At 37.2% G+C, this 23,949-nt stretch carries 23 protein-coding genes; 8 read left to right on the forward strand and 15 right to left on the reverse strand.

Features of this window, described 5'->3' with window-relative positions:
- Positions 1–6 precede the first annotated feature (6 nt).
- From AB1H92_RS15825 to AB1H92_RS15835, 3 genes are all read right to left on the reverse strand, one after another.
- Entirely contained in the window at positions 7–1,185 is a 1,179-nt protein-coding gene (locus AB1H92_RS15825; protein ID WP_115363863.1) for a ParM/StbA family protein, read from the reverse strand.
- Between the two features lie 487 nt (positions 1,186–1,672).
- Positions 1,673–1,942, reverse strand: a complete 270-nt coding sequence (locus AB1H92_RS15830) for a phospholipase (RefSeq protein ID WP_115363865.1) — start codon at positions 1,940–1,942, stop codon at positions 1,673–1,675.
- Positions 1,943–2,049: 107 nt separating this feature from the next.
- On the reverse strand, positions 2,050–2,940 hold the full coding sequence (locus AB1H92_RS15835; RefSeq protein WP_115363867.1) for a LysR family transcriptional regulator: 891 nt from the start codon (positions 2,938–2,940) through the stop codon (positions 2,050–2,052).
- A 122-nt stretch (positions 2,941–3,062) separates the two neighbouring features.
- On the opposite strand from AB1H92_RS15835, the gene AB1H92_RS15840 reads away from it, so the two are divergent.
- From AB1H92_RS15840 to AB1H92_RS15850, 3 genes are all read left to right on the forward strand, one after another.
- The gene (locus AB1H92_RS15840; protein WP_115363869.1) at positions 3,063–4,253 is read left to right on the forward strand and encodes a coenzyme F420-0:L-glutamate ligase; all 1,191 of its coding nucleotides are present in this window, start codon (positions 3,063–3,065) and stop codon (positions 4,251–4,253) included.
- Between the two features lie 189 nt (positions 4,254–4,442).
- Positions 4,443–5,213 (forward strand): peptidoglycan editing factor PgeF, encoded by a 771-nt coding sequence (pgeF, locus tag AB1H92_RS15845; RefSeq protein ID WP_115363871.1) that lies wholly within the window; start codon positions 4,443–4,445, stop codon positions 5,211–5,213.
- Between the two features lie 56 nt (positions 5,214–5,269).
- On the forward strand, positions 5,270–5,704 hold the full coding sequence (locus AB1H92_RS15850) for a GNAT family N-acetyltransferase (RefSeq protein ID WP_115363873.1): 435 nt from the start codon (positions 5,270–5,272) through the stop codon (positions 5,702–5,704).
- Positions 5,705–5,780: 76 nt separating this feature from the next.
- Here AB1H92_RS15850 and AB1H92_RS15855 read toward each other — a convergent pair whose 3' ends face one another.
- The 3 genes from AB1H92_RS15855 to AB1H92_RS15865 form a co-directional block, all read right to left on the reverse strand.
- Positions 5,781–6,560 carry a nucleotidyltransferase domain-containing protein gene (locus AB1H92_RS15855; protein WP_115363875.1) on the reverse strand — a complete coding sequence of 260 codons (780 nt, stop codon included), beginning with the start codon at positions 6,558–6,560 and terminating at the stop codon, positions 5,781–5,783.
- Positions 6,561–6,601: 41 nt separating this feature from the next.
- Entirely contained in the window at positions 6,602–7,570 is a 969-nt protein-coding gene (gene aes, locus AB1H92_RS15860) for an acetyl esterase (protein ID WP_243835633.1), read from the reverse strand.
- 395 nt (positions 7,571–7,965) lie between these two features.
- Positions 7,966–8,583, reverse strand: coding sequence for a CoA pyrophosphatase (locus tag AB1H92_RS15865; protein ID WP_115363879.1), 618 nt, complete (start codon positions 8,581–8,583; stop codon positions 7,966–7,968).
- Positions 8,584–8,763: 180 nt separating this feature from the next.
- Between AB1H92_RS15865 and AB1H92_RS15870 the strand changes: the two genes are divergently transcribed.
- Positions 8,764–9,039, forward strand: a complete 276-nt coding sequence (locus tag AB1H92_RS15870; protein WP_208407975.1) for an amphi-Trp domain-containing protein — start codon at positions 8,764–8,766, stop codon at positions 9,037–9,039.
- Between the two features lie 140 nt (positions 9,040–9,179).
- On the opposite strand, the gene AB1H92_RS15875 is transcribed toward AB1H92_RS15870, so the two are convergent.
- A complete protein-coding gene (locus tag AB1H92_RS15875; RefSeq protein ID WP_115363881.1) occupies positions 9,180–10,424 on the reverse strand; it encodes an OFA family MFS transporter in 1,245 nt (414 codons plus the stop codon).
- Between the two features lie 537 nt (positions 10,425–10,961).
- Positions 10,962–12,728: a DUF4153 domain-containing protein gene (locus AB1H92_RS15880; protein ID WP_243835632.1), complete on the reverse strand. Its 1,767-nt coding sequence runs from the start codon at positions 12,726–12,728 to the stop codon at positions 10,962–10,964.
- 244 nt (positions 12,729–12,972) lie between these two features.
- Here AB1H92_RS15880 and AB1H92_RS15885 point away from each other — a divergent pair, with 244 nt between their 5' ends.
- Entirely contained in the window at positions 12,973–13,524 is a 552-nt protein-coding gene (locus AB1H92_RS15885; protein WP_243835631.1) for a DUF6143 family protein, read from the forward strand.
- Positions 13,525–13,691: 167 nt separating this feature from the next.
- On the opposite strand, the gene AB1H92_RS15890 is transcribed toward AB1H92_RS15885, so the two are convergent.
- The 3 genes from AB1H92_RS15890 to splB form a co-directional block, all read right to left on the reverse strand.
- Positions 13,692–15,521 (reverse strand): M6 family metalloprotease domain-containing protein, encoded by a 1,830-nt coding sequence (locus tag AB1H92_RS15890; RefSeq protein ID WP_115363885.1) that lies wholly within the window; start codon positions 15,519–15,521, stop codon positions 13,692–13,694.
- Between the two features lie 260 nt (positions 15,522–15,781).
- A complete protein-coding gene (locus AB1H92_RS15895) occupies positions 15,782–16,102 on the reverse strand; it encodes a DUF378 domain-containing protein (RefSeq protein ID WP_115363887.1) in 321 nt (106 codons plus the stop codon).
- 103 nt (positions 16,103–16,205) lie between these two features.
- Positions 16,206–17,234, reverse strand: coding sequence for a spore photoproduct lyase (gene splB, locus AB1H92_RS15900; protein WP_115363889.1), 1,029 nt, complete (start codon positions 17,232–17,234; stop codon positions 16,206–16,208).
- Positions 17,235–17,527: 293 nt separating this feature from the next.
- On the opposite strand from splB, the gene AB1H92_RS15905 reads away from it, so the two are divergent.
- The 3 genes from AB1H92_RS15905 (at position 17,528) to AB1H92_RS15915 (ending at position 20,749) form a co-directional block, all read left to right on the forward strand.
- Complete coding sequence (locus tag AB1H92_RS15905) at positions 17,528–18,181, forward strand: GGDEF domain-containing protein (protein ID WP_115363891.1); 654 nt, start codon at positions 17,528–17,530, stop codon at positions 18,179–18,181.
- A 73-nt stretch (positions 18,182–18,254) separates the two neighbouring features.
- Positions 18,255–19,409 (forward strand): HD-GYP domain-containing protein, encoded by a 1,155-nt coding sequence (locus AB1H92_RS15910; protein ID WP_115363893.1) that lies wholly within the window; start codon positions 18,255–18,257, stop codon positions 19,407–19,409.
- Positions 19,410–19,567: 158 nt separating this feature from the next.
- A complete protein-coding gene (locus AB1H92_RS15915; protein WP_115363895.1) occupies positions 19,568–20,749 on the forward strand; it encodes a peptidase in 1,182 nt (393 codons plus the stop codon).
- Between the two features lie 137 nt (positions 20,750–20,886).
- Here AB1H92_RS15915 and rlmH read toward each other — a convergent pair whose 3' ends face one another.
- The 4 genes from rlmH to AB1H92_RS15935 form a co-directional block, all read right to left on the reverse strand.
- A complete protein-coding gene (rlmH, locus tag AB1H92_RS15920; RefSeq protein WP_075526483.1) occupies positions 20,887–21,366 on the reverse strand; it encodes a 23S rRNA (pseudouridine(1915)-N(3))-methyltransferase RlmH in 480 nt (159 codons plus the stop codon).
- Between the two features lie 79 nt (positions 21,367–21,445).
- Positions 21,446–21,610 (reverse strand): CxxH/CxxC protein, encoded by a 165-nt coding sequence (locus AB1H92_RS15925; protein WP_115363898.1) that lies wholly within the window; start codon positions 21,608–21,610, stop codon positions 21,446–21,448.
- A gap of 156 nt (positions 21,611–21,766) precedes the next feature.
- Positions 21,767–22,948: a S1C family serine protease gene (locus AB1H92_RS15930; RefSeq protein WP_243835630.1), complete on the reverse strand. Its 1,182-nt coding sequence runs from the start codon at positions 22,946–22,948 to the stop codon at positions 21,767–21,769.
- 202 nt (positions 22,949–23,150) lie between these two features.
- Complete coding sequence (locus AB1H92_RS15935) at positions 23,151–23,939, reverse strand: MBL fold metallo-hydrolase (RefSeq protein WP_115363902.1); 789 nt, start codon at positions 23,937–23,939, stop codon at positions 23,151–23,153.
- Positions 23,940–23,949 lie beyond the last annotated feature (10 nt).

Raw genomic sequence — 23,949 nt, forward strand, 5'->3', positions numbered from 1 at the left:
ATCACCCTATTTCGTTTTGACCAACTTTTCATCTCTCTGTTTAACTTTTTGATTTTTGGATGCGAAGTCTGAAATTAACTTGTAATACGCATTTGCCATCATCCAGACACTTTCCTTCTCATCTTCAAAGAAATCAATATTAAACCCATCTAGGTTATTATTTAAAGTTTTAAGATAGTCTTTTAGAATTAGGGATCCTCCACCAATGAAATAACAAATTTCCGACTGCGAGTTTCTTTGCCATACATTTCGTAAATGACGGTATTGCTTTTTCGCTAATTCTAAAAGTTCACGATCAACGATATCATGAACGCTTGTCCGACTTCCTCTTACCATAATATGATTTCGGTCGTTTTTCTTCGTAATTATCTCTACCACGTCTAGTCGGCTGTCCAACTCGACCCCATACTGGGAAAAGATTTCTTCACGGATCGCATCTAGCGACTCTGATACACCTAAATTGAATCCTTGTGCCTTATCATCGTCGACTTTTCTATCCTTAATCACTGCGACGTCAGTCGATAATCCACCGATGTCTTGAATCAAAATCCTCTTATCAATTAATTCTTTATTGATGACTTTTAAATCATCATCCATCACAAGGTTAATAAATGCAGCGAAACCTTCTGGATAAACTTTCACTTCTTCAAACTTAATGTTTACTTTTAATCCTTGATATTTAGGCGTAACCAAAAACTCTACTTGGTGAACAGAGCCAAGTAATTGAGTACGATAACCAACGTCTCTTCCTTCTTTAACTTCTCTTAAAGGAAGTCCTGTTCCAAGTGTATAGGTAGCTTCGATTACGTTATTAGAACGCTTGAAATTCTTTTTATTTTCATCACTCGCTGCATCTAATGCTAACGCCGCAAACAACATAACAAGTGTTTGATCTTCCTCCGATTTATTGCTTCCTGGGTCTAGCTCCGTTGGATTGTTACCTTTCGTAGCTAAATTTCCGACACGGTAAATAGAGTTGTTATCACTTAGTGTAGGTGAATGTAAACGAATGTGAATGCCATCCGTTGGGTCTTGCTTATCTAATTCCTCAATTCCAATAATTGGACGATCCTCAATATCCTGAGCAATTACATTCGGTATATTGAGTTCTGCTTCCAACTTCCCAAATATTGCCTTTAGTGAATCATTTCCTACATCAATTGCTGCAATGCGACTTTCTGTCATAAGAATCATCCTCTCTATTAACATCTCTTACTACTAAAAGAGTAACGGACTTTCAGTGGTAGGTCAATTCTATATCACCATCTATTACATAATTGTAATAATGTATACATATTTGTAAACATGAGGATACCTAGACAAACATTGTAACGACCGAATGTAAACACCTTCGTAAACATGTTTACTTATATGTTTACAAACATGCTTTCAATGTATACAACTATGCTATAGTTGTATACATTGGTTGAATCAGATAAATCAGAAGTTTCATTCTATAGTGGAGTCTTCTTTTTCTTTCATTTTCCCCAATAGTGACCGTAGTGAATTTTAGGTTTTAAGAAGTAGGATGCGAACTGATACAAATAAAAAAGTTCCAGTTTTGCTTTATTGATTAAGCAGAACTAGAACTATTCTTCAGATTTTCATCATAATTCAACATGTACCTCGTTTATTCTCTCCTAACAAATCCTCAAACTTTACGCTCGTTGGACTAATAACGACAAGTAAAGAAAGATTGCATTCGCATGTAATGATAAAGCAATCTTGCATGTCGTCCTCTTTGCGAACGTTCATGTATATAGGGATATAATCTATTCAGAAAATCTTCATCACACTGACATTTATCGCCATAGAGTGCATAGCATTTATCATGGGCTTTACACGCAACATCGATTTCATTAATTGGTTCACCCGGTCCATTACATCCTGGACCACACCAATTATAGCCTGGTAAGACACAAAATCGTGCTCTGTGACGCATCCCCTTCCCTCCTCCTGTTTAGCCGGCCTTTTATAGTTTATTCACCTGATAGAGAGGTTTTATATGCACTTACCTATTCAGAAGGCTTTAAATGGAGGGAGAAGAGCTCAACTATTATCGTTTTCAACCATCTCAACAAACCGGGTTGCGGCTAATGATAAGGGAACGCTTTTTAAATAACAAACGCCAACTTCCCTTTTCGGTATCGCATCGGTTATTTTCACTTCAGAGACAAGTCCTTTACTCAAGTAATCCTGAGAGAACTCTTTTGTAACACATGCGATTCCCAAGTTGATTTTTGCAAACTCTAATAGTAAATCATGTGATCCTAATTCAAATTCCGGCTCTATTTGTAGGCCTTTCGATAAAATATACTTTTCCACGTATTGACGAGAGTTTGACTTAGGTTCAAGAAAAATGAGCGGGTACTTCATTAATTCTTCGTAGCTGATTGGATTTGATAAAATATGTTGATACTTATCACCGCAGACAAAAATGTCGTGGACATCGATAAAAGGTTTCAATGTCAATGAAGGATCTTCTAGAGGAAAATTACAAACAGCGATGTCTACCTCTCCCGCTTTTAAAATAGCGCATAGTTCAGACGTAGTGCCGTTTTCAATTTTAACTTTCACATTCGGGTAACGGTTATGAAATAACTCTAAGTAAGGCAGCAAAAAGTATCTGGAAATGGTGTCACCAACACCAATTTTTAATTCGCCTGCAGTTAAGTTTTTAAATTCATTCATTTTATCTTGTCCGACCTGTAAAAGGTTCAGTGCGGAACTTGCATATTCAAATAAAAACTCACCTTCTTGTGTCAAAAACGCGCCTTTCGGTGTGCGATGAAAGAGACGAATATCCAGCTCTCTTTCCAATTGCATAATGGCTTGGCTTACAGCTGGTTGCGTCATATATAAAGCTTTCGCGGCTTGTGAAAAACTTTTACTTACGCCAACTTGGCAAAATATTTTATAAAGGTCTAATTTGCTAACCACATAACCCCTCCTTATACCTGTTATACTAACTATTAATTTTACTTATATCACTTTTATCGTGTATATTACAAGTAGATGATATATACTTTAAGTAAATTCGGTACGTATAAGGAGCGAATAGAGTGGAACGAGTAGTTGGAACAGTTGCAAGAGGTCTTCGTTGCCCGATTATTAATGAAGGGGACTTTATTGAAGAGATCGTTGTGGATAGTGTACTAAAAGCTTCTGAAGTAGAAGGTTTACAAGTAAATGATAAAGACATTGTCGCAATTACAGAATCTATCGTTGCACGTGCACAAGGAAACTATGCGACAATCGATCATATTGCGAAAGACATTGAAGCGAAGTTTAGCGATGATACAATAGGTGTGATTTTCCCTATCTTAAGCCGTAACCGCTTCGGAAACTGCCTCCGCGGGATTGCGAAAGGTGCTAAGAAACTTGTTATCATGCTTAGTTACCCATCCGATGAAGTCGGCAATCACTTAGTTGATCTCGATAAGCTCGATGAAAAAGGCATCAATCCATGGACAGATGTGCTTACTGAAAAAGAGTTCCGTGAACTTTTCGGTATTAATAAACACGCTTTCACTGGGATTGATTATATTGACTACTACAAAACGTTAGCTGCTGAATTCGACACAGAATGTGAAATTATTTTCTCGAATAAACCAGAAACGATTTTAGAACATACAACAAGCATTCTTGCATGTGATGTACATTCAAGAGAAAGAACGAAAAGAATTTTAAAAAGGCATGGCGGCCAAAAAGTATATAGCTTAGACGACATTTTAACGGAGTCTATTGACGGAAGCGGTTATAATGAAAAATACGGTCTATTAGGCTCTAATACTGCAACAGATGACGGCATGAAGCTATTCCCACGCGACTGCCAACCTGTCGTCGACAACATTCAAAAAATGTTAAAAGAGAAAACGGGCAAAACAGTTGAAGTAATGGTATATGGAGACGGTGCATTCAAGGATCCTGTCGGGAAAATTTGGGAACTCGCTGACCCTGTTGTTTCACCAGCGTATACACCTGGCCTCGACGGAACGCCTAATGAAATTAAACTAAAATACCTTGCTGATAATAACTTCTCTGATTTAAGAGGAGATGAATTGAAACAAGCGATTTCAGAGTTCATCGATTCAAATGAAGATTCCCTAGCAGATTCACTTGAAGCGCAAGGAACAACGCCAAGAAAATTAACAGATTTAATTGGTTCATTAGCTGATTTAACATCTGGAAGCGGCGACAAAGGTACACCAATCGTCTTTATCCAAGGATATTTTGATAACTTTACAAAATAAACTCATCTAGAATATTTGCTAACCCCTAGAATGCGCATTTTGAGCATTCTAGGGGTTTTTATTTTTGGGGTTCTGCGATCGAGCATTACGTTGCATCATTCAATACTTCGCTACTAACTACGTAAGTCCTCCCAAAAAAATCGTATCATTTCACATTTTCTTGTTGTATATTACAAGTAGGTGATGACATTGAAAATCAAAAAATACTCTATGAACTCAAACGTGCTTGCTGGGACTACGTTAAAGGATAAAAATCAACCAGAAATGAACAATATGGCGCTCCATACTTGTCAGCAAGCTGATGTAGTGCTGGAAAACCGTCGGCAACTAGCACATGTTTTAGACGTGCCCCTCTCGAATTTTGTATGTGCAAATCAAACCCATAGTGCAAATTTCTATCGTGTCACAAACGAAGATACAGGGCGCGGCACTCAAGATTTAGATACTGCTATTCAGGATACAGATGCTTTGTACTCATATGAACCAAATATACTCCTGTGTAGTTTCACAGCAGACTGTGTACCGGTGATGTTTTACCATGAAACGAATGGATTAATTGGCGTCATTCATTCCGGATGGCAAGGAACTATAAAAGAAATTACATTGAAGCTTTTCCAACACTTGAAAACTGAAGAAAAATGTCAGCTAGATAAGGTTCATGTCCAAATTGGGATGGCTTTGAGTCAGGAAAAGTTTGAAGTAGACGATGATGTCTATACAAAATTTAAAGACCTTGGTTATGCAGATGAATTTATGTACTTTAAACCCGTGACAAATAAATATCATATTGATAATCAGCTCGTTGTTAAGAAACAATGTGAATTGGCAGGCATTCCGACTGACCAAATCTCCGTGGATCGTACATGTACATTCGTCAATGAAGAAGGATTTTCATATCGACAAGATAAAAAATGTGGTAGACATTTAAGTTTTATTAAGTTTTATGATGAGGATAAATGAATCACCAGAACTGAATCTTACATGATTAAATCATAATCAAGAAATGGGATGAGAAAATGAGAATCGATAAAATTACATCAGAAAATGAGTTAACAACCGCCTTTAACATTCGTAAAGCTGTCTTCGTTGAAGAACAAGGCGTTCCACATGCCGATGAATACGATGAATTTGATAAACTAAGTGCACCGTGTGAACATGTCCTCGTTTATCACAATGATACGCCCGTAGGCACTGGGCGTATTCGGTGGGTCGATGAATTTGGTAAATTAGAGAGAATATCTATCTTGGAAAACTATCGTTCATTGGGACTTGGGAAAGCGATTATTTGCGCTTTAGAAGAAATTGCAAAAGAGAACGGAATCAAACGAGTTAAATTACACGGACAAACCCATGCAGAAGGCTTTTACCAGAAACTCGGTTATGAAACTGGATCGCCGGTGTTTATGGAAGACGGGATTCCCCATGTGTTAATGATGAAAGTATTTGCATGAGCATTCGCTAATAAAAAATTGGAAGTCGACGTTGTGTTGACTTCCGATTTTTATAAACATTAATTTATAAGCAGTCTTACTTATACATTTCCTTTAATACATTACGAAATAAGTCGTCTAACTTTTTCGTTGAATCTTCAACTTTGACAGACAGAGTTTGTACATAAGCTTCAATACGCGAGATTTCACTTTCTAAGCACTCATTCATGATTGAAATGCTTACTTCCTTTTCCGATTCATATCCTGCCATTTTCCGTACTACTAAATGTTCTATCTTCTTTCTCAATTGTCCTTCAGAAACGAAAGCTCCAACTAAATCATTAAACCGTATTGGCGGTGGTGTTTTATTCTCCTTAATCCATTTACAAGCTAATATCGAGCGGATTGCGTAAAGGCAGTTTTTGATTTCCGATTTTTGAAGATATAGTTGATAATTGTTTTTTGCCATATTTAAATAGTGGTGTAAACTCGCAGTTGGGTTAAAAATTTCCGGCGCCAGTGAACGTAATCGAGTAACAAGTGAAGGCTTTTGACAATAGATGTTATCGCTTCTCAACCATTCGAGTAAAGTTGGATTACCTTTCCTAAAAAGACGCAATGCTTTCGTGATTTCCCAACCGCTTATGTCCAATACATCGTTAATGGGCAATTCAATCACATCTCTCTTCGCACCTACCCCTTGCGGATCAATGGAAAGATACCAATTAGGCTGATGAATGTATATGAACCGCACATCGTAGTCGCTATCTTTTGAATGAATCCCCCATGCTCGACTGCCCGATTCGACCGCATACAAGACTTTCACTTGAAACCTTTCTTCTATTTCTATTAATTTCTTGAGAATTAATTCATTCATTCCACAACACCTTTTTCTTGAGCGTGCGCGCTAAACAAAAATTATTCATTTGTAATTCCTAGAGATTTATAAAAACTCGCCCCACTTTGTATCGCTTCTTTTGCTTCTGGGACGATACTAGAATGATGTAAAAATGAGTGAATGACCCCTTTAAATTCTTCCAAAACTACTTTTTGTCCATGAGTATTTAAAATATCATACAATAATTTACTATCGTCTTGAAGCGGATCTAAATCTCCGTAAGCAATATAGCAAGGCGGAACTCCTTCCGTTAAATCATTTGAAAAGCAATCAAAATAACGTACTTCTTGTTTTTCTTCTCCGATATACATTTTTATATAGGCATTTAAATCTTCTCTACTTAATCCATCGTAGTCCCCGCCTAGTAAACGCATTGACATCGAATCTGTCAGCCCATAAGCTCCATAATAAAGTAGTAACGAACGTATGAAAGAGGTACCTGCCTGTTGATCTCTTATATATAAAGCCGTTGCTAAACATAAATTAGCGCCTGCCGAATCGCCGGCAAGGGCAATATCATCATGATCGATACCATACTTCTCCGCGTGACTCCGTAACCATTTAACTAAGAAGACGCATTCTTCGACTTGGGTAGGGTATTTATACTCCGGCGCTAATCGATAGTCGATTCCAACGACAACTGCCCCAGTCTCCGCCATAAGTAAGCGCATAATCTTACTGTGCGTGTCAAGATTCCCTACAGTAAAACCGCCCCCGTGGATGTATATGATTGCACCTTTGCCAATCCGTTTTTTCGGATAATGCATGCGAATTGGAATTTCCCCGTGCGGTCCCTCTATTTGTAAATTAACTGTCTGCTTTGGTTCGGGGCCGCCCTCGTTCCAATACTTTCTTTCATTCATATAATTCTCACGCATTTTTTCGTAAGTAACATCTGTCGAAAAAGCATCACCAACAAGTTTATTTTGTATCTTTAATGTTTCAAGCATTTCAGGCGTCATCATTTCATAAACGTTCAATTTATTCATCTTAATTCTCCATTCTTACAATGATCGGTAATTAGATTATATAGTTAGCATATCCTTTTAAGGTTATATGTATAGATATGCAGAAAATTTCTCAAGGAAGTAACGGTAATCTACAATGAAGATAAGGCTTTAAAACGAAATGGGGCATTGAATATGATGTGCGGATCAAAATGTTTTCTAGTAAAAATAGCACTAAATGGAGAAAAGAAAAATAAGCGTGTTAGAGCAAGAACTCCTGTTAGCGCTAGAAAAGTCATTAGAGAAAAATACGGCGATGAAGTTGTAATTCTCTCGTCTGTAGAGGAAAAAAAATAATTCCGATGCAACTAAGCGTGCCGATCACCTGATTTTGCATCAAAGTGTGATCCGGCACATTTTTTTAGATAATAAATCGCTCACTTTATACGCTCAATAAAATGCTTCAATATCCTAGCTGTTATACCCCAAATTGTATAGTCTTTATAATCATAAAACCACTCTTCAATTACACGAGTCCCCCATTCATAATCCACACCATTCATGATTTTTTCAAAAGGAAAATCAGATGCAGGGGTTGGTTGTACAGAAACTATATGCATATAAGGCTCGTAATTCAACAACCATTTTAACGGGATTGTAAATACTTCATCAACTTCTTCTTTGTTGTAAGAAGGAATAATTTCACTGTAATCAATCACGGCCACAAACGGATAAATGACAAATGTAGGTGAAGCGATATATGGGCTTAATTCTTCTATAACTGTAACAGTTTCCGGATTGACCCCTAACTCCTCATGCGTTTCTCGTAAAGCCGCCGCTAGAGGTGTAGGGTCAGACAAATCAATTTTACCGCCCGGGAAACTAATATCTCCTGGTTGTTTACGCATTGTAAAAGCACGTACTTCAAAAAGAATTTGCCATTCCCCGTTCACCTGAACTAATGGAATTAAAACGGCCGAACGAAAAGCTGTCTCCTCTCCTATAAATAGAGATTGCTTTTCATTTAACCTGTCCTTCAGTTTGTCTAAGAACACAGACTTCTCCTCACTTCAGTATTAGTAATTTTATCGTATCACTTCCAAACTATTCTTTAAAGAATAAGAGAATCCTAATTGCTCATTCTTCAAAAGTATGAAGATACTAGTTCATTTATTATGATTTTTCAAAAGATATCACTTACAATAAGGGTAGATTATAAACTGGGGGTGCGTTCTTTGACAAATGGTGAAAATCGAAGAAAAGAAGTACTTGTGGATTTTGAAGAAAAAATGTCCTTAGCGAATGCTGCCACGTATTTCGAAACGATTGCGAATAAGTTAAGTGAAGAAGGTTCATTCACACTTACGCATAATGGACAAACAATTGAAGTTAAGCCATCCTCTACCGTTGAATTGGAAATTAAAGTAGTAAAAATGCAGGATAAACAAAAATTTGAAATTGAACTTGAGTGGACTGAAGGCACGGAAGATACGACTTTGAAAATTGATTGAAAAAGAAAACACATCATTTTCGATGTGTTTTTCCTTTTTCAGTATGCGTATAAAGTGAATCATTCGATGCTAGCTAAAAAATAGGTATTGAAAATATAAAACTTTTCAATACCCACTTAGACGTTATTTACTTGTTCGCACTAATTTACAACACTTTCCGTCGCACTTAAACTTACTGTTTGTTTTTTATTTTCCAATGCTTTAAAAACAAATGTTAAAAGCAAACCAACTAAAGAAATGACCAATGCGATATAGAAAGCATTCGTGAACATGCCGTCATTTTGTGCTGCAACGCTATTAGCAATCCTTGGTCCGAAAAATGCGGCGCCTGAATAACCGATAAAGGTAATCCCGTAATTAACACCATAATACTTCATCCCAAATTTCTCACTAACGATAGATGGAAATATGCCCATTGTTCCGCCAAAACATAATCCAATTCCAATGATCGCCACTACAAATCCAGCTACTGAAGTCGACATAGCAATCGTCAACATCATCGCAGCAATGACGACATAGATAACCATTAAGCATTTGGTACGTCCAATTTTATCGGATACTGCTCCCCAAAAAACACGTCCAAGACAATTACTGAGAGAATACAAGCTGACATATAATGCTGCTGTTGCCGCTGATAACCCAAACATCGTCTGTCCAATGACAGATGCATTAGAAGTAATCATCATTCCGGATAAGGCACCAATACAGAACATACTAATAATCACGTAAAAGATGGGTTTTCTCACCATTTGTTTCCATGGAATGTCGATACTACCACCCTTATTGACTTCCGGCGGCGTCCATCCCTGTGGTAAGTAACCAACTGGGCAGGCTTTCACTAATAAACCAAAACTTAGAATGACAACTAAGAATGTAATGCCAAGTGCAATTAGTGTCGGTTGAACACCCTTACTTGAAATTAATGCGTTGGCAATTGGCGCAATCAAAATTGCACCACCACCATACCCGGCTGTTACAATACCTGTGGCCAAACCTTTTTTGTCTGGAAATAGTTTTACTGAGTTACCAATGGTTGCAGAGTAAACCATCCCCTGGCCTAAACCGCCTATGACACCGTAAGTAATATAGAGCATCCACGTAGCTGTCACTAAACCAGATAAAACAAAACCAACCCCAAATAAGGAACCGCCAAGCATAATGGCAATCTTCGCTTTGCCTTTGTCGACTAATTTTCCACCAAGAATCATTGGGATTGGAAACAGTGCTGCGTTAATTGTAAATGCTATCATAATTTCACTTATAGAAGCATCCAGTACTTCTGTTAATGGGAGTGCAAATATACTAAATGCATATACTGCACCAACACAGAGATTGATAATTGTTGAGGCAATTAAAACTCTCCAGCGATTCAATTTAATATTCATGTGATACATCCTTCCTTCTTGTAGCTACCAGCCAAACAAGTCTTTCAAGAGACATTCAAACCTACTTGCTCGAACTGTATCGCCGGCTCTAACTCTGCCGCCTTTGCAGCACTAATTAAATTTGATACTTCATTCGTTCCTTGGTTTGTGAGGTATTTCACATGGAGTTCCAAGAAACTGTACTTATTGTATCAATTTAATTTCGCAAGCACTATTGTGAGTTTTTTCAAAATAGTATTTATATAAAATACATGTGTTAAGAATAACTTTGGCATTTTACTTACTAGGTTGCGAATAGCTTAACGACTACACTTTATAGATTTGTTTTAGATATAAGTTTCTTGTGAATGATTTCCCTAATACTATACGGCCAATAGTAAATCGTGTCAATCATTTTTCAGAGGCTCAAAATGTAGGCGTAAACATTGCAAATATACTTGGACACCAATTAGTAGAAGCCACTTTGACCTGGAGTCCCCATACATTTTCCTCAATTAAAAAAAGACCAGCTAAAAGCCGGTCTTGGATGATTTTTCTTTATTTAATTTTCAAGAATAGATAGAAGTCGGCCTGATATTGGGTGTCATAATAATCAACTGAATTGGCTAAAACACTTACTAACACTTCGTCATTTTCGATGTTAAATGTAGCTTGCTCCACTGTTAAAGACGGTCCTTTATTTCCGGCAATTTCCTCGTAATCCGCCAATATATGCTCTACAAGTTCCTTTGTATTGAATTGAATGACTTCCCTATCAGTTTCATCCACAATTGTAATCGTAGAGAGTTTTGCATCTTGCTGCAATTTAAGTTGAAAATTTCTATCTCCTATTGCTAATGGAATCAACTGGCTCCCGTTGTACGTGGAAAGATGAATCATCAGATCCATATCTGCAATATTTACAACTGGATTCTGATCCCAATCTAAGTGGGCGTATTGATAAACACCTACATGTGATTGCTCATACATTTGTTCAAAACCAAACGTCTTTTGAAAGTTATCGAAATGTACTACGTTAGCCGGAAGCCACGCTACTTTATCTATATCATTAATGCTGTTTAAATAATTAACCGTCCGTGTGATTATTCTCTTATCCTCATTAGAAACCGTTGCATTCGGGACAATTGAATTTCCTTCAAGCATATTATTTTCTAAAAGTACTTTTTCAAGCAGATTCGTTTGATTTACACGGCTTACTGTAAAGGCATCAATAGGTGGTGTAATAGAGATGATAGATAAAATAATTAGTACGGCGGCAATTATGCCGTTCTTTTTAATCGAAAGAAAGCTAAAAACTAGCCCTGTAATGACTGCAAATAGACCAAATAAGATGACATAATAACGACCATGCGTAATTCCTACTTCTTGTATTTTTAACACTGAGGACACCACTTGAAATAGCACAATCGGCACTAAGACTTTCGGAAAAATCCTTCTAAACATGACCGTAAATTTATTTTCTAGCATACTTGCAAGTATATAGACAAAAATGACTGTAATTGCATAGGAAACTAGTAGCGGTTCCAACAGGTTTTGGGTCCAAAATTCACCACTAATATTGCTTAACACATAAAATAGCAAAATGATTGTGTAAACCGCTGTCAACGGTATGATAATATACGAAATTAAAATACTTAAATTCTTTGGGTAACTGGTCGCCTTCTTTATGGCTTCTTCTTGGGATGCTCTTTCATCTGCTGTCAGATTTACGTCCTTTTTACCTGGAAAAGGCGGCGTGAAGGATAGAAAAAAGATTGGAGAAAACAATGTGAAAACTAAATTTAAAGCATGAGGTACGACATTATAGCTTACTTTGACAAGTAGGTGATCAATTGTAAAAATAATGGCACTTATACCACTAGCAATGACTACCGTGAAGAGAACAGTTATAAAAAACGCCTTAAATACGGACAAAAAGCTTTCGTTAAAAGTAATTTTACTTTTAATCGTCGGTACCCATATAAATGCCATGAATAAGGCAAATATCGTTACAGCTGTTTTGATGCCATTCTCCATACTAAATATTGAAGCCGAGTGCATGACGAAGTAGTAACAGCCTGCTAATAGGACTGCGCCAAGCATAAATAGCATCCGCTCGCTCTTTTTTGTAAAAAAGCGTTCATAAAGTTGCTGGCCTACCGCGCTTAAAAGCGCACCAACAATAAACGTAAACATAAATGTTGAATAATCTTCTGATGGACGATTAATCCAAAACATATTCGCTACTACTGTCGCGAAAAGAAAAATAGTTGTCGCCGGATACCTATCAACAGCCTTAAGTAGTCCTTCTAACTTATGACGCAAACGCTGAAACCCCTTCATTACCATCACCCTGCTTTCTTTTACATTCTCCTATATATTTATTTTACTTTAGACTGTATTGACAATCAATTTTCAATCGCTGTGAACTTTTTTTGGAATGCAGTTATACTTAACTTATATGATTACTCGGTTGATTTAATATCATTACTTAACTGAAATTTAGTTATAATTGTCTAAACGTACTCTTCCTATCTACATAAACTCTAGAAAGGAGTGAGATTATTGTATGTCAATGTTTAATCATGACCGAATTAATAAATCCGTGAACATACCTAACCCTTTGTATCAATCTTTACAAGGACAATATTTTGTGGGACAAACAGAAACGATTCGTTTAGGAAATGGCAAAAATGCTTGGGGAGGTTTAATTAATCCTTCTCATTCAAATGTAGATTTATTTGTAAATGCGTTTACCATTACAAATCATTCTAATCAACCTATCGTAGCTGAAATTTGGTTTAATCCTTCCCCACTAGGAAAAAGAATGTTTTCAGACAAAGTGACACCTGCAAACACAGCCCTTTGTCCACTTCCAAAACCAAAAGTAAATCTTGCATTTGCAGAACTTATTAACGGTTTTCCTGTAAAAGGGGTCAATTCATTTAAAAGAATTGTTCCGCCACAAAGTACTTTAGCGAGTGATGAAGATGGAAAATTCATTTTCCCGTCATGTGGGGCATTTGTAGTTTTTTTAACTTCAACTAGTAATGAGGTTATTAAATCAGAAGTTGCATTCGGTTGGTTTGAAAAAATGCATGGTAATCGCGTTTATTTTTAATTAGGATAGACATTCGTTCGTCCGGTGGTGTAATAATAGAAATGGTCTTTGGCTTCGAATAGGATTTAACCTAGGACTGCAATAAAGTTTACTATCACAGGCTGTTTTATTAGCAATGACAAAGTCCCTGAGCCTCTAACAGCGATTCTCAGGGTTTGTCACTATTCTCACTTATTTTTTCCTTGATTCGTACTGTAATAAAACTTAGCTGTGATGGACCCATCTTCATTTTCAACGATATCTGTTACATGAATGCCTGAATCCGCCGGCGTTGAGCCGTGGCCTTTCCAGAAATAGTATGAACCAGTGTGAACATTCTTTGAAACAGGTGTTAGCTCATCGCCTGTCTTAAAGAAATCTCCAGCATCTCCACGGTTAACACCTTTTTCAAGTTCATATTTTCCATCTGCTTGAAGAACAGATAGCCCATAGTGCGTTACAACAGTACCGTCATTTGCTGTTACTGCTTGATCATGTTGGAATCGCTTGTTTTTCGAGTTCTCAACATTATTAGGGCGGAAGCCTGCAGATTGATATAGTTCAATAATATTTTCATCAACATGCCACGCTACTAATCCGTTTGCATCCTCGCCTTGACGGATAAGCCCTTTGTTAAACCCGCTTTGTTGTACGTTTTCAAATAAGAAGTATTCCGTGCCGTTTGCACCAGGCACTTCCATCTTAACGATACCGTTGTCAGCATCTGCTTGATCAATAGAAGGTAATGTAATCTCCTGTACTCCATCTTCTGGCGTCACCTCGATTGGTTCAACCCACCCTAAAAACATTTTAGAAAATGGATCAAAGTGTGTTGGTGAGTTTCCTGAATATGCTGGAGCATCCGGATAACGCATCCAAGAACCACCTGACATAATCGAATAGTTTCCTGTACCTTCAGATGTATAATCAGTGTCATAGAAGTCTGGCAAACCTAAAGCATGTCCAAACTCATGCGCATACACGCCTGTTTGAGTTGGAAACGGTCCTTCTTTTAACGACTCATCATACCCGTCAGTTACAAGGTCATATCCCGCAACGTTTCCACCAATACCCGGCTGAATCGTATAGTTATTCACGATGACCCCATCATATGTCATATCTTCTACAATAGTTTTATTAACCCATTCCGATTGAGTCAATCTCTCATATGCATCTGCAGTGATACCAGTTTCATAGTATTTACCGTAATACAAAGCACTCAAGATATTCCATTTATGAGACCAAAATTGTGCCGGATCCCGACTAAATTCTGCGCCAGTTCCTTCATGGATAATGAAAATGTTTGGAACCTCCCCGTTTTCAGCGTACTCCGAGAAATCAATTTGCTCATCTGCAGCTTGTAAAAGATCTCGGACGAATTCACCCGTATGCGCATCTCCGTTCACATTCCCAAAAACATAGTTACCATTTTCTGCATAGGTCCCTTTTTGGTCTAAATAATACGAAGCCCCTTTTGGCATCTCGACCCATACGAATTCTGTGTCTTCTTTACGAACAAGATTAATTTTACCGTTACTAGATTCCTTATAAACATTTTGCATCGTACGGTCTTTCGGTACGTCTGGTCCGTCATATTGTTTAAATTGTTCCAGTTCATAAGGGTTATATTCTGTCCCAAAAATTAAATCCTCATAATATTTAGCTGGTACTTGTCCTTCCATGTCTCCTAGAGGCTCATCACCATCCTTATACTTCGCCAATAATACGAGAATCGGTACATCTCCTGAAGCCTCTTTGTATGCAACATGATGATTACCAGCTTGTTGGAACTTTGCACCATGCTTGGCAATTTTCTCAGCTGGATCTACTTTTGCAACATCTACCCCTGATTCTTTTGCCTTTTCTACTAATTCCGGTGAAGCTCCTACATAACTTGCTAAACTTAAATGACGTTCACTACTTTCCTTTACAGGTGCTTCAGTATGTTGAATTCCAGCCAACGCAACGCCCGCGGCAAGCGCAATCGTCAAACTCGTTCTTGAAAGAGCTTTTAACATCCTCACCACTCCTTTTCAACACTTTAAAATCTATCATATCGAAATAGTAAGTTAATAGGAAGGTGATTCGTTCGACATATTTTTCAAGCGCGCTGCGATACAACTACAATTTCCAAAATCGAATGTTGTAAAGTCGTTTTTAAAATTTTGTACCAATGTTGTTTTTCGATCCATGAGACGAAGGGCCAGACTCCATAGTGGTCATCAAGCAAAAAAACAGCCGCCTGAATCAGGCAGCTGTTTTTTTGCTTGCAATTAATCTACATGCGACGGTTTTTCTTTTTTGATTCAGCATCTCGCTTTTTCTCAAAATCCGGCTCCTGTCCGAATTCCGTACCTAAATTAGGATTACCGACACGTCGTCGCTCGGAAACCGTATCAGTTTCTTCATCTCGTTTAAATAATAATCCTAGACATACTAGGGCACTTAATCCGACAAGTCCATAAACCACCCTTGACAAAAATGCATCTTGACCGCCAAATAACGATGCAACTAAATCAAACTGGAAAAAGCCAATCAAACCCCAGTTAAGCGCACCTATGATAACTAGTGCTAGCGCAAACCGTGAAAGTCCACTCATAACATTCACTCCTCCTTCGTTAGTCAGTAATCGAATCAATATTTTAAAATTGTATTGGTTCTTACATATCTTTTACCAAAACTGCTTTTTAATACATTTTTAATCAAGTGAAATACTCCAACTTCGCATTTGGAAAATATTTTTCCATATAACCGTATAGATGAGACTTTATTTCATCCTCTTCGTCCTTTTGGTAAATATATTTACCAATTCCGTACTTTCCCCATTTATAGCGTCTTTTTTCTTCATCTAACTCTAATTTTGTCTTCGGATAGTTCTTTTCAATTACTCTTTTCGCAGGCTTTGTAAATCGATGCTGTATGAATTCAAATGTAATATCATCTCTTGCATCTTGGGGTAACTCTTCGTCAAGACGTTCAAACAAGTGTCGGTATCCTTCTTCCCAGCCTTCATGAAGATAAATGGGGGCAACGATAAAGCCTAGTGGGTAACCGGCTCTTGCAACTTTTCCCGCAGCCTCGATTCTTTTATTCAAAGGAGAAGTACCGGGTTCAAAATTTTTAATGACGTAATCAGCATTTACACTAAATCTGAAACGGGTATTGCCATTATGCTTGGCGTCCAGTAAATGGTCGACAAAATGGAATTTCGTCACAAATCGCAGCCTACCTAATTCTGTTTGGCCGATATGTTCAATTGTTCTTTTTAATGAATGTGTCAAATGGTCAATTCCGACAATATCAGATGTACAAGCAGCTTCAAAACGGGTAATCTCAGGTGCACGTTCTTCGATATATTGATCTGCTGCATTTAAAATTTCATCCACGTTTACGTAAGTTCTTACATATGGTTTACTGCCCATCGTTGTTTGTAAATAACAATAATGACAATGCCCCATACACCCTGTTGCAAGAGGAATTGCATATTCGGCTGAAGGCTTGGACGTATCGAATTTTAATGTTTTGCGAATACCTACGACTAAGGTGGTTTTGGCAATTCGATACTTCTGAGCGTCTGTATCACCCGGTAAATTTCTAACTTGATTATGTGAAGTCGTAAATCGCGTTTCAATCCCCAACTTATCGAACTTTTCCTTCAGTTCTTTACCAAGCGGATATTCAAGTGCATTTGGCTCAAAATAAACTAGACGTGGCATGAAGGGTTTATTCATAACGTGAACTACCTAACTTATAATGATTATCCATTCAATCACCTTTCTCTTTTTATATAGCTTGTCTCAGACGTGAGAAATTATGAGAACAGACTAAATTTAGGGTCCTCTAAGACGAGACTTATTAATTTGGAGAACAGCAAGAGTTCATTTGCTGAATTATGAGCAGATTCACCACACCGCATCTCGTGCCTCACATTGCCTAAATGACCGAAAAAAAGTATACTATATCAGGAACGCGGTCCAGTTTATGTCATATGATATGAACGATTTGATCGCGCAAAGGAGAATTTATGAAGTATCGGGGAAGATTTATTTTATTATTTATATCATTAGTGAGTGCGTGTGTATATTTAGTGATTGGGAATGTACAAATCATCCCATTTACTATTTTCACATTAATTGAATTCAGCTTTTCATGGTTTATCGGTGGGTGGTATGACAAGTATAGGTACCTATCCTATCATGACCCCTTAACCGGCGTGTATAATCGCAGATATGCATATATGCATTTGGAGAGGTATTTTAAAATAGCTAACCGCCGACATGAAAGAATAGGCATTTTAAATATCGATATCGATAATTTTAAATTAATCAACGATACATACGGCCATAGTTATGGTGATTTTATTTTAAAGGGATTATGCAGGATAATTGTAGAAAACACTCGGAAAGAGGACATCCTAGTTAGGTGGGGTGGAGATGAGTTTCTTTTATTCGTCATTGATAAAGATGATACTTCTCTTGAAAATCTAACCTATCAAATTAATGATACAATTAAAACTGATTTAAATAATTACGGAGAATCTAAAAAACATGAGGTCACAGTATCTATCGGCCATTCCATCTACCCAGATGATGGGCAAAACATTTCAGATTTATTATCAATCTCCGATAAAAGAATGTATAAAGTAAAATCTATTACGAAGGAAGTTAGTTTATTATGAGACAGTTACAACTACACCATCTTATAGCTGAGATGCTTCCAGACAAGCCATTTACGCTTAGTGGGGTTGAAAAATGATGAATACATCTTTATTACAAGAAGAAAAAAGAGCTACCATTTTATTCATGTGGTTATTTTATATTGTATTTTTTTTATATGAGATTGTTTATTATAATCTGTTTCCTTTAGTACCATGGCTAGCAGATACTGAACCCGATGCGGTATGGTATATTCTAAGTTTCATTAAACATTTTATTATCACCTGTCTTATCCCTGTTACAATCTATTTCTTTAAAAAGGGAAACCCTGAGAAAGTAAAATATATTATCGTCATTACTTTTTTAGTTACTAACCTAGTAACCGATATTTATTATTATTTTGGCAGTACAGATTCCTATACTAGCGGTAACCTAGTGGAGATAGTTCTTATACTGTTTTCTCCCATTTTTATTAATAAACGATTTTTTCATCTCGTTACATGGGGATTAATCTTAAAATACATATTGGTAGGGCTATTCATACAAGATCCTGTCATATTATTTCCTGTTATTCTTAACATCGTATTGGCTATACTCGCCTATATCCTTCTCCAACGCATCTTAATTTATGTGAAGGCGCTAAAAAACTCATATGATGAGCAATTGGAGGGAATTGTAAAAGGGGTTATTGCGACATTAGAATTAAAAGACCCTTATACGCGCGGCCACAGTGAACGAGTCGCCGAATATGCAATGAGTCTTGCAAAAGCGACAGGTAAAGTAAAAGAATCCGAATTAAATCATTTTTATTATGCATGTTTATTACATGACATCGGTAAAGTGAATATTCCTGACACTATTTTAACAAAGTCTGGTAAACTAGTAGATGAAGAATATGAAATTGTTAAAATGCACCCGGTTGTAGGCGCTAAGGCCATTGAAGATGTCGAGGGGATTGCTGATAATATTGCTGTCGTTTATCATCACCATGAAAGATGGGATGGCAAGGGTTATCCAGATGGGCTTGCAGGAGAAGAAATCCCTCTTGTTGCTAGAATTACAGCAATTGCAGATGCTTTCGATGCGATGACTTCCACAAGGTCTTATCGACCAGCGCTTCCTTTTGAAGAAGCTTATAAACGAATCATCGATGGAAGCGGATCCCAGTTCGACCCTGCATTGGTGGAAACTTTTAAACAAGTGTATCCAGATTGGATGACAATCTCTAAACATTATTATAAGGATCATTAAGCAAAGGAGGGAAGTAAACATGAATATCCGTAAACTTAAGAAAGTTAAAGTAACATGCTGGTGGTGTATCTTATTTCCAAAAGGCTAAGTAACACTACAAGTAGGATGCTATAATTATAGCATCCTATTTTCATTTTTAAAGAGCGGTGGTGCTAGATTTGGATTTAACGTTACAATCAAAATTCACCTTATACCCTTTATCCATTCGAAAAGATCAGAAGAATTATATCGTAGAAGAACCAGTTTCCGGTGATTTTTTTGAAATGCCAAAGATTTGTATTGATGCGATAGATAGCATCAATGAAGGACATACATTAGGTGACATCGAAAGAGAGTTGCAGGAAAAATATCCGGATGAAACAGTAGACATGATTGAATTTGGGGAACAGCTCATCGAATTAGGTCTTGTTAAAGAGGTAGACGGAGAAAAAATGACTCAAAAAAGAGAAACGCAAGCTTTAGATGGATTTACATGGATTCCCTCTTCTGTTGGACGTTTCTTTTTCAATGGGATGACAAATAAGGTTTATCTCATTTTATTTTTGATCAGTGTTTCACTTATCGTATGGAACCCAGGACTATTCCCTCATTATCAAGATATATTTTTATTTGATTCGATGATGCTCAATATCATCACCTACATGCTTATTTCCCTCGTAATGATCATCATTCATGAATTCGGTCATATTTTGGCGATCCGATCCTATGATTTACCTGCTAAATTGGGTATTGGAAACAGGCTAATCTTTGTCGTTTTTGAAACCGACTTAACTGCAGCTTGGAAGCTGGCACCAAGACAAAGAAATATCCTATATTTTGCCGGCATGTCTTTTGAACAAATTTTTGTCTTAATCGCATTATCGATACAACTTCTCTATCCAGAAGCGACTACTATATTAATCGGTATCTTGGGAATCATCGTTTTAGATATTTTCATAAAAACCTTGTACCAATGCTGTTTTTATATGAAAACAGATGTCTATTATTTCGTGGAAAATATAACAGGTTGTTATAACTTAATGGAAAGCGGCAAGCAGTATTTAAGCAGATGGTTGCCATTTTTAAGAAGTGATTCTAGTGACACTGAAGTATTTGATGGAGAGCAAAAGATTGTTCGTTTGTATAGCGTATTTTATATCGTTGGGATTCTGTTAACGTTTAGCTTAATTATTTTTTACTTTCTCCCACAGACTTATTATGCTTATTCACAAGTCTTTTCTAACTTATTCCGGTCTACAACCCCATCTGCTTTTTGGGATGCGATAGCTTTTCTTGGACAAACAATCCTTTTACTAATTTTACTCTTATACGCTAAAATAAAGACACGGAAAGTGAAATAAGACGCCCCTTAGCCACGAAGCTAACAAAAAGTAAAGAAAATGCTCTTTAACTTTTTGTTAGCTTTTTTCCTTTCGAACTTCCTCTTTATAGAGCACTTTCGTCATGTTTTGGAAATCAAAATTAATTTTATTTACCTCTATTTATGGTACGGTTCATTCTTCATTATTTTAAAAGCGCGATACACTTGCTCCATCAATATTAATTTCATCAACTGATGCGGAAATGTCATTTTGGAAAATGACAAAAGCTCATTGGCCCGTTTATAAACGGATTCATGTAACCCTAGAGAGCCGCCAATGACAAAACATATTTTACTTTTTCCATACGTCATCAACGATTCTATGTCTGCAGCAAGTTGTTCTGATGTTTTCATCTTCCCTTCAATCGCAAGTGCGATGACATGTGCATCCGCCCCGATTTTCGCCAAAATACGCTGAGCTTCTTTTTCTTTCACGATTTCCATATCAGCTTGACTTAATGATTCCGGTGCTTTTTCATCTGCCACTTCAACTACATTCATTTTTGCATATGGTTTCAAGCGTTTTTCAAATTCAGCAAGTCCCATTTTTAAATACTTATCTTTAATTTTTCCAACCGTTACAATTGTAATGTTCACAACTTATCCACCCTTTTTTCGTCATTATAAACAAATTTTATACACATATCCACAATACTTATCTACATGTTGTGCCCGATTATTCGTTCGCCACAAGATACAAAGCCTGCTTTTTACACTGTGAACAAGTTGTGGATAACTTTTCTCCATCTTCTAAATACTTCATCATAGGAAACCTTTCCTCTTTTTGGATAATCTCCTCTAGCACTTGATCTATATGGGTTTCACAGCTATATAATTTCACTTTTTTATCCTCCTTTATAAATTTTACGCTACACAGAGTTATTCACATTTTCTAATAATTGTCCACAATCCACAATAAACAAACAATAAAATAGGCAGAATAGCTACAGCTTTTGCTATTCCGCCCATCTGTTGATAAGTTTTTCTTTGTCGACTTTTAGAACGTTGTGCCGTCTTCCAAAGTCATGTTGATTTCGACTAATTTTCCTTCACGGTAAACTTTCATTGTCATCGTATCGCCGACTTCTTTTTCATTATATAAATGCTTTCTTAACGTTATCATATCCGTAATTTTTTCTCCATCCATTTCAACGACAACATCATAACGTTTAACTCCTGCGACATCCGCTGGCGAGTTTGGCATAATTTCATTGACAACTACGCCTTCTTTTACGTCATTTGGTAAGTTTAAAACAATCTGTTGTTGTGCTGGAATGCTGGATAAATCGATAAGCGTTACACCCATTGTTGGCCGTAATACTTCTCCGTATCTTTCCAGTTTATCAATAATCGGTGCGGCTAAGTTAATTGGAATCGCAAGTCCAATTCCTTCAACTGTTTCTTGAGAGATTTTCATTGAGTTTATTCCGATTAATTCGCCCGCAAGATTAATCAATGCACCTCCCGAGTTACCTGGATTAATAGCGGCATCTGTTTGAAGAACATCCGCGTGCCAATCTACTCGCCCATCATGATTAAAGTCAATCGGAATAGAACGGTCTTTCCCAGATACCACACCTACTGTAACGGACCCTGAAAATCCAAGTCCAAGTGGATTTCCAATTGCAATGACCGTTTCACCACGTTTCAATAAATCCGAATCGCCAAAAGCAGCGACATTTTCAACCGACTCATCATCAATTTCAATTACAGCTAAATCTGTCCACATATCACTTCCGACGAGACGCCCTTCCGTTTTTGTTCCGTCATCGAACGTAATTTCAAGCATTTCCGCATCCTCTACGACGTGATGATTGGATACAATATAAGCTTTTCCATTTTCTTTTTTGTAAATGACGCCTGAACCAGTCCCCGTTTCTCTCGTCATTTCGTCAGATGACCATATATCTCTTACAGTTTGTAAGTTCGTCACGCCAACGACTGTATTCGCAACCTGGTCAACAATGTCTGTTATATCCGTATGAATATCAAAGTTGACTTGTTCTTGTTGCGAAGGCTGCTTATCGCTATTTAATACAGAATTGTTTTGCGGTAGTTTATCTGTAGGCGTTAAAATCCAGACCAATAATGCACCGATTATGACTCCGATGATTCCGGTTAAAAAAGCACCTGTATGATTTGGTTTTCGCTTTCGAGGCATTGGTTTTAATTCATCCATTTGCTTCATCCTTTCTTCCCTCTATTTTACCCTGTTCTATGTTAAATTAACGTAATAAAAAACCTTACTTGCGAATTAGCTATGGCACAGCTTTGCGAAGTAAGGTTTTTTATTCGACACACACGTTCTTATGGCATCGGTTGCCTATCAATTGTCCGATTCATGTGTGCTTATCGACGTAATGCGACTTAATCTATGACCTTTAAACCGTAACAAGTTCTGTCGGTTCCTCCGCATCTGTATCATATAAATGGACATATTCTCCTGCAATAATGCCGCACGTCTCTAACGTTTGCGTTACACTCATTCTTGCAAGATCTTTCATATTATTATCTTTACTTAAATGAGATAAATAAATTCTCGTCTCTTTTTCAAAAACAACCTCACTCATTGCGACAGCTGCATCTTCATTGGATACGTGTCCAACATCACTTAAAATTCTACGTTTGATTGACCAAGGGTAACGCCCCATTTGTAACATGCCCACGTCATGATTACTTTCAAAAACAAAAGCGTCGGCACCACGAATGATCCCTTTCATCCGATCACTCACATAGCCAGTATCTGTAATAATGGCGAGTTTTCGGTCATTTTGGTGGAATGTATAAAACATCGGATCTGCAGCGTCATGTGAAACAGCAAATGATTCAATATCTAAACCGCCAAATGATTTCACTGTTTCCATATCGAACTGGAAACGTTGGTCAAGTGGAACGTTACCGATTAAACCGTCCATCGCTTTCCACGTCTTTTCATTAGCGTATATTGGGACATTATATCTTCTTGCCACAACACCTAATCCTTTAATATGGTCGCTATGTTCATGTGTAACCAAAATCCCGTCTAAGTTGTCCATGGAACGATCGATTTTTGAAAAAAGACTTTCTAATTTCTTACCACTTAAACCAGCGTCAACAAGAAATTGATGTTCATCATTTTCTATAAAAATAGCATTTCCGCTACTGCCACTTGCGAGTACACTAAAGCGCATACCTCAAACT

This window comes from Sporosarcina pasteurii (genome assembly GCF_041295575.1).
Lineage (GTDB): Bacteria > Bacillota > Bacilli > Bacillales_A > Planococcaceae > Sporosarcina > Sporosarcina pasteurii.